General features: G+C 66.4%; 10 protein-coding genes. All 10 read left to right on the forward strand.

Annotation, left to right across the window (positions count from 1 at the left end; genetic code table 11):
* Nucleotides 1–15: 15 nt before the first annotated feature.
* A complete protein-coding gene (locus TK49_RS10815; RefSeq protein WP_045786691.1) occupies nt 16–2,193 on the forward strand; it encodes a 3-hydroxybutyrate oligomer hydrolase family protein in 2,178 nt (725 codons plus the stop codon).
* A gap of 171 nt (nt 2,194–2,364) precedes the next feature.
* Nucleotides 2,365–4,953 (forward strand): ATP-dependent chaperone ClpB, encoded by a 2,589-nt coding sequence (gene clpB / locus TK49_RS10820; protein ID WP_045786692.1) that lies wholly within the window; start codon nt 2,365–2,367, stop codon nt 4,951–4,953.
* A gap of 279 nt (nt 4,954–5,232) precedes the next feature.
* The gene (locus TK49_RS10825; protein WP_045786693.1) at nt 5,233–6,240 is read left to right on the forward strand and encodes a sulfate ABC transporter substrate-binding protein; all 1,008 of its coding nucleotides are present in this window, start codon (nt 5,233–5,235) and stop codon (nt 6,238–6,240) included.
* Between the two features lie 37 nt (nt 6,241–6,277).
* On the forward strand, nt 6,278–6,901 hold the full coding sequence (gene ssuE / locus TK49_RS10830; protein WP_045787849.1) for an NADPH-dependent FMN reductase: 624 nt from the start codon (nt 6,278–6,280) through the stop codon (nt 6,899–6,901).
* A gap of 108 nt (nt 6,902–7,009) precedes the next feature.
* The gene (locus tag TK49_RS10835; protein ID WP_045787850.1) at nt 7,010–8,026 is read left to right on the forward strand and encodes a sulfonate ABC transporter substrate-binding protein; all 1,017 of its coding nucleotides are present in this window, start codon (nt 7,010–7,012) and stop codon (nt 8,024–8,026) included.
* A gap of 5 nt (nt 8,027–8,031) precedes the next feature.
* A complete protein-coding gene (locus tag TK49_RS10840) occupies nt 8,032–9,054 on the forward strand; it encodes a sulfonate ABC transporter substrate-binding protein (protein WP_045786694.1) in 1,023 nt (340 codons plus the stop codon).
* 46 nt (nt 9,055–9,100) lie between these two features.
* A complete protein-coding gene (ssuD, locus tag TK49_RS10845) occupies nt 9,101–10,264 on the forward strand; it encodes an FMNH2-dependent alkanesulfonate monooxygenase (protein ID WP_045787851.1) in 1,164 nt (387 codons plus the stop codon).
* Between the two features lie 11 nt (nt 10,265–10,275).
* Nucleotides 10,276–11,082, forward strand: a complete 807-nt coding sequence (ssuC, locus tag TK49_RS10850; RefSeq protein ID WP_045786695.1) for an aliphatic sulfonate ABC transporter permease SsuC — start codon at nt 10,276–10,278, stop codon at nt 11,080–11,082.
* A 17-nt stretch (nt 11,083–11,099) separates the two neighbouring features.
* Entirely contained in the window at nt 11,100–11,939 is an 840-nt protein-coding gene (locus TK49_RS10855) for an ATP-binding cassette domain-containing protein (RefSeq protein WP_045786696.1), read from the forward strand.
* Between the two features lie 83 nt (nt 11,940–12,022).
* A complete protein-coding gene (locus tag TK49_RS10860; RefSeq protein ID WP_045786697.1) occupies nt 12,023–12,238 on the forward strand; it encodes a TOBE domain-containing protein in 216 nt (71 codons plus the stop codon).
* Nucleotide 12,239: the final 1 nt, after the last annotated feature.

Genomic DNA, 12,239 nt, shown 5'->3' on the forward strand with positions numbered 1-12,239 from the left:
CGAGAAGGAGACGCAATGAAACCAACCCGAACCGCGCGCCTGCGACGGCACGTCTCGGCCGGCAACCTCGTCACGGCCACCGCGATGCTGCTGGCCGGCTGCGGCGTGCTGAGTGCCTGCGGCGGCGGCAACGACGGCAACAACGTGCCGGGCAACACCAAGCCGGCCTTCGTCGGTAAGGTGACCATCACCCATTACGACGGTACCTCCGATGACCTGCTGACCGCGGGCCTGGGCGCCAATGGGCTGGCGTCGGCCACCGCGCCCGCCGTTGCCAATGCAACATCGCCCACGGCAGCCGAGCTGCGCCGTCTCGCCATCTGGGCCAACTACCGCGCGCTGGTCGACACCGCGGCCAAGGGCGGCTACGGCACGCTGTACGGCCCGAGTGTCGACGTCAACGGCAACCCGACCGGCGGCTCCGGCATGATCGCCGGCACCGAATACGTGGCGTACTCCGATGACGGCACCGGGCAGCAGAACGTCGTGCTGCTTGTGCAGATTCCGGACAGCTTCGACGTCAACAACCCCTGCATCATCACCGCCACCTCGTCGGGCTCGCGCGGCGTCTACGGTGCGATTTCGACCGGCGAATGGGGGCTCAAGCGCAAGTGCGCCGTCGCCTACACCGACAAGGGCACCGGCGCCGGCCCGCATGACCTTGCCACCGATACCGTCGCCCTGCAGGACGGCACGTGCACCACGCGCAACGCCGCCGGCACCAATGCGCACTTTGCCGCGCCGCTCACGAGCAGCCAGCTCGCGGCCTTCAATGCGGCCACGCCGAACCGGCTGGCGTTCAAGCACGCGCATTCGCAGCGCAACCCGGAGAAAGACTGGGGCCAGTTCACGCTGCAAGCCGTGCAGTTCGCGTTCTGGGCCATCAACGACAAGATCACGCCGACCAATGGCGTGCTCGTCGGCAGCGCGCTACCGGTACGGCCCGACAACACCATCGTCATCGCGTCGAGCATCTCCAACGGGGGCGGGGCCGCGATTGCGGCGGCCGAGCAGGACACCGGCGGCTGGATCGACGGTGTGGCCGTCGGCGAGCCGGGCCTGAACCTGCCGCCCAACACCGGCGTGCAGGTGGTGCGCGGCGGCGCAACCTTGCCGACCACGGGCAAACCGCTCTTCGACTACGTGAGCTATGCCAACGTCTTCCGCTTGTGCGCAGCCTCGTCCGCGAGCGTGGGGGCGGCGCCGGCACAGGCCTTCTTTACGAGCCTGACGACGTTCCCGGCCGGCGTGCAGGCCAACCGTTGCGCCGCGCTCAAGGCGGCGGGATTGCTGACGGCGGCCACGCCTGCCGCCCAGGCCGACGAAGCCCTGCAGAAGATGCGCGCCTACGGCTGGGAGCCCGAGTCTGACCTCGTGCACGCATCGATGTCGTTCTACGAGATCGATCCGTCCGTGGCGACGACCTTCGGCAATGCGCTCTCGCGCGCAAGCGTGGCCGACAACCTGTGTGGCTTTAGCTTTGCCGCCACGGATGCCGCGTTCCACCCGACCGCCGTGAACGCCACATCGCTGGCGCAGATGGCGGCGCTGGGCAACGGCATTCCGCCCACCTCCGGCGTGCAGCTCGTCAACAACAACGCGCAGGGCGGTCCCATGCGCAGCAACCAGTCCATCGATTCCAGCGGCACGCAGGCGGCCAACCTCGATGGCGCGCTGTGCCTGCGCAATCTGCTGACCGGCAGCGACGCGGCGTCGCAATCGCTGCAGACCGGCATCAGCCAGACGCTGCGCACCGGCAACCTGCAGGGCAAGCCTGCGTTGATCGTGCAGGGCCGCAACGATGCGCTGCTGCCCGTCAACCACGGCGCGCGGCCGTATCTGGGCCTCAATGCCAAGGTGGAAGGCGGCTCCAGCAAGCTGTCGTACATCGAGGTGATGAACGCGCAGCATTTCGACGGCTTCATCGACCTCGTCCCGGGTTACGACTCGCTGTTCGTGCCGCTGGTGCTGTACGAGCAGCGCGCGCTGGACGCGATGTATGCGTACCTGAAGAACGGCACGCCGCTGCCGCCTTCCCAGGTGGTGCGCACCACGCCGCGCGGCGGCACGCCCGGTGCTGCGCCGGCCATCAGCGCGACGAACGTGCCGAACTTCACCAACACGCCAGCCGCGGGCGACCGCATTTCGGTGAACGTGTCGGGCGGGGTGGTGACGGTGTCGGTGCCGAACTGATGCCGTAGCCGGGACGGCTTTGAGGCACTTCGGGCGGCGGCGCGTCGGCAGGCGTGCCGCCGCTTGTTCTTGCGCAAAAACTGCATGAAAACCGGCGCTTCTGTGCTTGAAATGGCACCGAAGCTCCCTATCTTTCGGGTCAGTGAAACATTTTCCGCAAGGGGTTTTTTAATGCGTTTGGACAAACTGACCACCCGCTTCCAGGAAGCGCTGGCGGACGCGCAGAGCCTGGCGCTGGGCAACGACAATCCGTACATCGAACCGGTCCACCTGCTGCTGGCCATGCTGCGCCAGCCGGATGGGGCGACCAACAACCTGCTCGCTCGGGCGGGCGTCAATACGAGCGCGCTCGACACGGCGCTGGACCGCGCCATCAAGCACCTGCCGCAGGTGCAGGGCGGTGAGCAAGTCCAGGTCGGCCGAGACCTCGGCAGCCTGCTGCAGCAGACCGAGAAAGAAGGCATCAAGCGCGGCGACCAGTTCATCGCCAGCGAGCTGTTCCTGCTGGCCGTGGCTGACGACAAGGGCGAGGCCGGCCGCATTGCGCGCGAACACGGCCTCTCGCGCAAGCCGCTCGAAGCCGCCATCGACGCCGTGCGCGGCGGCCAGACCGTCGGCAGCGCCGAGGCCGAGAGCCAGCGTGAAGCGCTCAAGAAGTACACCATCGACCTCACCGAGCGTGCACGCATCGGCAAGCTCGACCCCGTCATCGGCCGCGATGACGAGATCCGCCGTGCCATCCAGATCCTGCAGCGCCGCACCAAGAACAACCCGGTGCTGATCGGCGAGCCGGGCGTCGGCAAGACGGCCATCGTCGAAGGCCTGGCGCAGCGCATCGTCAACGGCGAAGTGCCCGAGAGCCTGAAGAACAAGCGTGTGCTGGTGCTCGACATGGCGGGCCTGCTGGCCGGCGCCAAGTACCGCGGCGAGTTCGAAGAGCGCCTGAAGGCCGTGCTGAACGACATCGCCAAGGAAGAGGGCCAGACCATCCTCTTCATTGACGAGATCCACACCATGGTGGGCGCGGGCAAGGCCGAGGGCGCGATGGACGCCGGCAACATGCTCAAGCCGGCGCTGGCACGTGGCGAGCTGCATTGCATCGGCGCGACCACGCTGGACGAATACCGCAAGTACATCGAGAAGGATGCTGCGCTGGAGCGCCGCTTCCAGAAGGTGCTCGTTGATGAGCCCAGCGTGGAGGCGACCATCGCCATCCTGCGTGGTCTGCAGGAGAAGTACGAACTGCACCATGGCGTGGAGATCACCGACCCGGCGATCGTGGCCGCGGCTGAACTCAGCCACCGCTACATCACCGACCGCTTCCTGCCGGACAAGGCCATCGACCTGATCGACGAGGCTGCGGCGCGCATCAAGATGGAAATCGACTCGAAGCCGGAGGCGATGGACAAGCTCGACCGCCGCCTGATCCAGCTCAAGATCGAGCGCGAGGCGGTGAAGAAGGAAACCGACGAAGCCTCGCAGAAGCGCCTGGAGCTGATCGAGCAGGAGATCGAACGCCTGCAGAAGGAATACGCCGATCTGGACGAAATCTGGAAGGCCGAGAAAGGCGCCGCGCAAGGTGCGGCCGCGCTCAAGGAGGAGATCGACAAGATCAAGCTGGAGATCACCAAGCTGCAGCGCGAAGGCAAGCTCGACAAGGTAGCCGAACTGCAATACGGCAAGCTGCCCGAGCTGGAAGGTAAGCTGAAGGCCGCGACCGCCGCCGAGTCGGCCGGCCAGAAGCAGCCGAACAAGCTGCTGCGCACGCAGGTGGGTGCCGAAGAGATTGCCGAAGTCGTCAGCCGCGCCACGGGCATCCCCGTGTCGAAGATGATGACCGGCGAGCGCGAGAAGCTGCTAAAGATGGAAGACCGCCTGCACGAGCGCGTGGTCGGCCAGGACGAGGCCGTGCGCCTGGTGGCGGATGCCATCCGCCGCTCACGCGCCGGCATCGCGGACGAGAACAAGCCCTACGGCTCGTTCCTGTTCCTCGGCCCCACGGGTGTCGGCAAGACCGAGCTGTGCAAGGCGCTGGCCAGTTTCCTGTTCGATTCGGAAGACCACCTCATCCGCATCGACATGAGCGAGTTCATGGAGAAGCATTCCGTGAGCCGACTGATCGGCGCGCCGCCGGGCTATGTCGGCTACGAGGAAGGCGGCTACCTGACCGAAGCCGTGCGCCGCAAGCCGTACAGCGTGGTGCTGCTCGATGAAGTGGAGAAGGCGCACCCGGACGTCTTCAACGTGCTGCTGCAGGTGCTGGACGATGGCCGTCTGACCGACGGCCAGGGCCGCACGGTCGACTTCAAGAACACGGTGATCGTGATGACGTCGAACCTCGGCTCGCAGCTCATCCAGCAGATGGCGACCGAACCCGCGGATGTGATCAAGGGTGCCGTGTGGCAGGAAGTGAAGACGCATTTCCGGCCCGAATTCCTGAACCGGATCGACGAGGTGGTGGTGTTCCACGCACTGGACCAACGCAACATCGAATCGATCGCGCGGATCCAGCTCAAGCGCCTGGCGGCACGTCTCGCGCAGATGGACCTGACGCTGGAGATCAGCGACGAAGCGGTGGCCAAGCTGGCCTCTGCGGGTTACGACCCGGTGTTTGGGGCACGGCCGTTGAAGCGGGCGATCCAGCAGCAGCTTGAGAATCCGGTGGCACGGATGATCCTGGAGGGCAAGTTCGCGCCCAAGGATGTGGTGCCGGTGGATTATCGGGATGGTCAGTTTACGTTTGAGAGGGTTGTGCACTGAGGCTGTGGTTTGGTGCGTTGAAAAGCCGCTCCGGAGGGTTCTGGAGCGGCTTTTTTTGTTGGTGGTGCATCCCTTGTTTCACCCCCTGCCGGGGGCGAAACAAGGGATGCACCACAAACACCCCCCACGCACAGACCGCCCCCCTCCGCGCAGCCCCCACCTCCACCTTATGCAAAAAACGATGAACATTCCCTGAAACCATTCGTTCCCCGTACAAGACCCGCTCGGTAGTCTTGCTCCTATTCCAAATCCATCAGAGATCAGAAACGGAGCTGCAAGATGATTCGCAAGTTTGTCTTCAACACCATCGCGGCTGCCATCGTGGCGGGGGGAACCGTGGGTGCGCATGCGGCAACGACACTGCTGAACGTGTCGTACGACCCGACGCGCGAGCTGTACAAGGAAATCAACACCGAATTCGCCAAGAAGTGGAAGGCCGAAACGGGTGAGGACATCACCCTGCGCGCTTCGCATGGCGGTTCGGGCAAGCAGGCCCGCTCCGTGATCGACGGGCTGGAGGCCGATGTGGTGACGCTGGCGCTCGGCTACGACATCGACGCGATCGCCGAGAAGGGGCTGACCGGCAAGGACTGGCAGAAGCGCCTGCCGCACAACGCCTCGCCGTACACGTCGACCATCGTCTTCCTGGTGCGCAAGGGCAACCCGAAGGGCATCAAGGACTGGAATGACCTGGTCAAGCCGGGCATCGCCGTCATCACGCCGAACCCGAAGACCTCCGGCGGTGCACGCTGGAATTACCTGGCCGCCTGGGCCTATGCGCTGAAGCAGCCGGGCGGTTCGGACGCCACCGCCAAGGATTTCGTGCAGAAGCTCTACAAGAACGTGCCGGTGCTCGATTCGGGCGCGCGCGGTGCGACCACCACCTTTACCGAGCGCGGTATCGGCGACGTGCTGATCGCGTGGGAAGACGAGGCGCTGCTGGCGGCACGCGTGGAAGGCAAGGACAAGTTTGACGTGGTGGTGCCGTCGATTTCCATCCTGGCCGAGCCGCCGGTGGCGGTGGTGGACAAGGTGGCCGACAAGAAGGGCACGCGCAAGGCCGCGGAGGCGTATCTCAAGTTCCTGTACACGCCGCAAGGGCAGGAGATCGGTGCGAAGAATTTCTATCGTCCGACCGACCCGGCCGTGGCGAAGAAGCACGAGAGCGAATTCCCGAAGGTGAAGCTTGTGACCATCGACGACACGTTCGGCGGCTGGCAGAAGGCGCAGAAGACGCACTTTGCCGACGGCGGGCAGTTTGACCAGCTCTACCAACCGGGCAAGTAAGGCCCACATGACGTAACGACATCGGGTGATCCGCATCATGCAAATCCTGACGATTTCCGGCAGCCCTTCGGCGCAATCGCGATCTGCGCGCCTGCTGGGGCACGTGCGTGCGCAGCTCGAACGCGCCGGCGAGCAGGCGGACCACCTGGACCTGCGCAGCCTTCCGGCCGACGCGCTGCTCGGCGCGCAGGTGTCGGACCCCGCCATCGCCGATGCGGTGGCGCGGGTGGAAGCGGCGGGCGTGGTGATTCTGGCCACGCCGGTCTACAAGGCGGCCTACAGCGGGCTGCTCAAGACATTTCTCGATCTGCTGCCGCAGAGCGGGCTGCGCGACAAGGTCGTGCTGCCGATTGCCACCGGCGGCAGCCTTGCCCATACGCTGGCGATCGACTACGCGCTGCGCCCCGTGCTGACGGCGCTGGCGGCGCGTTCGATCCTGCCGGGCATCTTTGCAGTCGACTCGCAGATCGTCGTGGCAGATGACGGCGTGAGCGTCGACCCGGCGCTGCAGCAGCGCCTGGATGACGGCGTGGAGCGCGTGCATCAGGCACTGGCGCTGGCACGGCATCCGGCCGTGGCGCAGGTCATCGTCTCCAGCCGCAGCGCGGTGCGTGCCACGTTCCAGGCCGCCGACGAAGAACGAATGCGATGTCTGGCGTGATGCGCTGATCGCGCACGCCTGTTCCTGAGTTTCCCGTTGTTGTCATGCCCGCGCAGCGCCTGCGCGCGGATCGTGCCGCCCCAACATTTCGCATCGACCGAACTTGCCATGAAGAACCACTCACAACTGCGCAGGACCTTGACCCGCGCTTCCCTGACGCTCGCAGCGCTGCTCGCCACGCTCGGTGCACCGGCCGTGTCTGCCAACAGCGATGCCCCGCCGCCAACCGCTGCCAAGCAACTGCGCATCGGCTACCAGAAGTACGGCACGCTGACCGTGCTCAAGGCGCGCGGCACGCTGGAAAAGCGCCTTGCCGCGCAGGGCATCGAAGTGAAGTGGACCGAGTTTCCCGCGGGCCCGCAGCTGCTGGAAGGCCTGAACGTGGGCGCCATCGATTTCGGCACCACGGGTGAAGCGCCGCCGATCTTCGCGCTGGCTGCCGGCGCGAATCTCGTCTATGTCGGCAACCAGCCACCTGCGCCCACCGGCGAGGCGATCATCGTGCCGAAGAACTCGCCGCTCAAGAGCGTGGCTGATCTGAAAGGCAAGCGCGTCGCCTTCAACAAGGGTTCGAACGTGCATTACCTGCTGGTGAAGCTGCTGGAAAAGGCCAACGTGCCGTACAGCGATATCCAGCCCGTGTACCTCACGCCCGCCGATGCGCGCGCTGCCTTCGAGCGCGGCGCCGTCGACGCCTGGGTCATCTGGGATCCGTTCTTTGCCGCGGCTGAACAGCAGCTGGGCGCGCGCGTGCTGGCCGACGGCACGGGCGTGGTCAACAACTCGCAGTACTTCCTGGCCTCGAAGGGCTATGCGGGCGCGCGGCCCGATGTGCTGAACATCGTGCTGGATGAACTGAAGAAGACCGACACCTGGGCCGCGGCTAACCCGAAGGAGGTGACGACCATTCTGGGCCCGCAGCTTGGCCTGGAGCCGGCGGTGGTGGCGCGTTCGGTGTCGCGCATTGCGTACGGCATCCAGCCGGTCGGGGCCGAGGCGCTGGCCGACCAGCAGCGCATTGCCGATACGTTCCACGCGCTCAAGCTGATTCCGCGTCAGGTGAAGGTGGCCGATTCCGCCTGGAAGCCGGTCGCGCCGGCCGCCACGCAACAAGCCGCTCGCTGACTGCCATGACCATCGATATCCAACGTCGTCGTCTGCTGGGCGCTTCCGTGGCCGGTGCGTCGCTGGCAACGCTGGCGCCGGTGTCGCAGGCGGCCAACGCTACGGGCGTGCCGGCCAACCTGCCGAAGATCACCCCGCCTGCGCAACTGCGCATCGGTTTCCAGAAGAGCGCGGTCAACCTCGTCATCGTCAAGGAAAGCCGCGCGCTGGAGCAGCGTTTTCCCGAATCGAAGGTGAGCTGGCTGGAGTTTCCGGCCGGGCCGCAGCAGCTGGAGGCGCTGTCCGCAGGCAGCCTTGACCTGGCCTTCACTGGCGATACCCCGCCGGTGTTTGCACAGGCCGCCGGCAAGGACTTGCGCTACGTGGGCGTGGAGCCGCCCAAGCCGGACAGCTCGGCGATTCTGGTGCCGCAAGCCTCGCCACTGAAGACGCTGGCCGATCTGAAGGGCAAGCGCGTGGCGTTTCAGAAAGGATCGAGCTCGCACTTCCTGATCGTGCGCGCCCTGCAGAAAGCGGGGCTCGGCTTTGCCGATATCCAGCCCGTGTACCTGACGCCCGCCGACGCGCGCGCCGCCTTCGAGCGTGGCGCCGTGGACGCCTGGGGCATCTGGGACCCTTACTACGCCGCCACGGAGCTGGCCATCAAGCCGCGCGTGCTGGCGACGGGGCGCACGCTGTCGTCCAACAACTCGTTCTATTTCGCGCCGCGCGCCTTTACCGAGCAGCACGGCGACACCATCGCCGCGATCTTTGCCGAACTCTCGCGCGCAGACCGGCTCGTGCAGGAGAACCGCAAGGAAGCCGCGCAGCGCATTGCCGATTTCTCGGGCCTGTCGCTCGCGACGGTGCATCTGTTCCTGTCGCGGCGGCCGCAGTCTCCGGTGCGGCCCGTCACGCCCGAGGCCATTGCCGAGCAGCAGCGCGTGGCCGATGCGTTCCACGGACTGGGGCTGATTCCGCGCGCGGTCAAGCCGATCGAGCTGGTCTGGCATCCGAGCCCGGCGCAGCTGGCGATTGCCCGCGCGTGAGGGGCCGGCCGAGAACGGCGAGAACAACACCATCCAAGGAGCTGTCATGCAAGTCTTCTGGTTCATCCCGACCCACGGCGACAGCCGTTACCTCGGCACGGCCGAGGGCGCACGCCAGGTCGATCACACTTATCTGCAGCAGGTGGCCGTGGCCGCCGATACGCTCGGCTACGAGGGCGTGCTGATCCCGACGGGGCGTTCGTGCGAAGACCCGTGGATCGTTGCAGCGAGCCTGATTCCCGTGACGAAGCGCCTGCGCTTCCTGGTGGCGGTGCGCCCGGGCCTGATGGCGCCGACCCTTGCTGCGCGCATGGCGGCGACGTATGACCGCCTGTCGAACGGCCGCCTGCTGGTGAACCTCGTCACCGGTGGCGATCCGGCCGAGCTGGCCGGCGATGGCCTGTTCCTGGACCACGCGCAGCGCTACGAGGCATCGGAAGAGTTCATCCGCATCTGGCGTGAAACCCTGGCCGCGAGCCACGAAGGCGCCGCGCTCGATTACAGCGGCAAGCACCTCAGCGTGAAGGGCGCGAAGGTGTTGTACCCGCCGGTGCAGAAGCCGTATCCGCCGGTGTATTTCGGCGGTTCGTCGGAGGCGGCGCATGAGCTCGCCGCCGAGCAGGTCGACACGTACCTGACCTGGGGAGAACCGCCTGCGGCCGTGGCCGACAAGCTGGCCGACGTGCGCAAGCGCGCCGCCAGGCATGGCCGCACGGTCAAGTTCGGCATCCGCCTGCACGTGATCGTGCGTGAGACGGAAGACGAGGCATGGGCGGCCGCCGACAAGCTCATCAGCAAGCTCGACGACGACACCGTCGCCCGCGCGCAGGAGGCCTTCCGCAAGATGGATTCGGCCGGCCAGCAACGCATGGCCGCCCTGCATGCCAACGGCGTCAAGCGCACGCGTGCCGATCTGGAGATCAGCCCGAACCTGTGGGCCGGGGTGGGGCTGGTGCGCGGCGGTGCCGGCACGGCCCTGGTGGGCGACCCGCAGACCGTGGCCGCCCGCATGCAGGAATACGCCGAGCTGGGCATCGATACGTTCATCCTCTCCGGCTATCCGCACCTCGAAGAGGCGTACCGCTTTGCCGAACTGGTGTTCCCGCTGCTGCCGCGCTCGGTGCGCGACAAGCTGCCGGGCAACGTGCTCAACGGCCCATTTGGCGAGGTGATCGCCACCGGCATCGTGCCCAAAGTGGCCGCAAGCTGAAGGAGCACGCCATGGCTTCCGAATCGAAACGCACAGCCAGCACGTTCCTGCGCGCGGCACGCCAACGCATTGCCCCCTGGATCGTGCCGATCGTCTTGCTGGTGCTGTGGCAGGCGTCTGCGCAATGGGGCTGGCTGTCGAACCGCATCCTGCCGGCGCCGCTGGACGTGGCCAAGTCCGCCATCGCACTGGCGCGCTCGGGCGAGCTGTGGACGCACGTGGCGGTCAGCACGTGGCGTGCGCTGGTGGGCTTTGCGATCGGCGGCTCGCTCGGGCTGGTGCTGGGGCTGCTCACGGGCACCTTCCGCACGGCCGAGACGCTGCTCGATACGACGTTCCAGATGGTGCGCAACATCCCGGTGCTGGCGCTCATTCCGCTGGTCATCCTGTGGTTCGGCATCGATGAGTCGGCCAAGCTGTTCCTTGTGTCGCTGGGCGTGTTCTTCCCGATCTACCTGAACACGTACCACGGCATCCGCTCGGTCGATCCGGCGCTGGTGGAGATGGCGCGCAGCTACGGCCTGTCGCGTGCGCAGCTGTATCGCGAGGTGATCCTGCCCGGCGCGCTGCCGCAGATCCTGGTTGGCGTGCGCTTCTCGCTGGGGCTGATGTGGGTGACGCTGATCGTTGCCGAGACCGTCTCGGCCCAGGCCGGCATCGGCTACATGACGATGAACGCGCGCGAGTTCCTGCAGACCGATGTGGTGCTGCTCGGCATCCTGCTGTATGCGCTGCTGGGCAAGGTGGCGGATTGGCTGTCGCGAGGGCTGGAGCGCTACTGGCTGCGCTGGCACCCCGGTTATCAGGCGGCCGCCTGAGCGCAATGGAGAAACCCATGCAAAGCAACGCTACCGAGCACGCCGCGCTGGCCGGCACCGCACTGCACATCGAGCACGTCGTCAAGCGCTACGGCGACCGTGAAGTCCTGCATGGCATCGACCTGGAGATCACGCCGGGCGAGTTTGTCGTCATCGTCGGGCGCAGCGGTTGCGGCAAGAGCACGCTGTTGCGGCTGATCGCGGGGCTGGAGGGCATCGACGGCGGCCACCTGCGCCGCGACGGCGAGGCCGAAGACGGCCTGCATGACGATGCGCGCGTGATGTTCCAGGACGCACGCCTGCTGCCGTGGAAGCGGGTGCTCGACAACGTGGCGCTGGGCCTGCCAAAAACGCAGCGCGCGCAGGCCGCCGAAGTGCTCGCGCAAGTCGGGCTGGCCGAGCGGGCAGGGGAGTGGCCCGCGCGCCTGTCCGGCGGCCAGCGCCAGCGTGTGGCGCTGGCCCGTGCCCTGGTGCATCGCCCACGCCTGTTGCTGCTCGACGAGCCGCTCGGCGCGCTCGATGCACTGACCCGCATCGACATGCAGAACCTGATCGAAGGCCTCTGGCAGCGCCTGGGCTTTACCGCCGTGCTCGTCACGCACGACGTGGCCGAAGCAGTGGCGCTGGCCGACCGCGTGGTGCTGATCGAAGACGGCCGCATCGCGCTGGACGAGCGCATCGACCTGCCGCGCCCGCGCCATCGCGGTTCGCCCGCGTTTGCGCGACTCGAGGAGGCCATTCTCAACCGCGTGATGCAGCGCAAGGTCGATCCGAATGAAGTGACCGATGTGCGCGCGCGCACGGGGTGGGCATCACCCTTTGACGTCGCGGCCACGGCGGTGCGCTGGGCCGTGTAAGCCGGCGCAAGCCGTTCTCCCGAGAACATTCGTCGGCATCCGATTGAACAACACGCTGTTGTCATCTACTACGAAGGAACATCATGACCATTCAAGCGATTAACGTACGCAACCAGTTTCGCGGCCAGATCAAGGAGATCATCCGGGGCGACGTGCTCTCGGAGATCGACGTGGAGACGGCGGCCGGCATCGTGACCTCGGTCATCACCACGCGCTCGGTCGACAACCTCGGGCTGAAGATCGGCAGTGAAGTGGTTGCGCTGGTGAAGGCGACTGAAGTTTCGATCGCCAAGCTGTAAG

The sequence above is a fragment of the Ralstonia mannitolilytica genome (assembly GCF_000954135.1).
GTDB classification, from domain to species: Bacteria; Pseudomonadota; Gammaproteobacteria; order Burkholderiales; family Burkholderiaceae; genus Ralstonia; species Ralstonia mannitolilytica.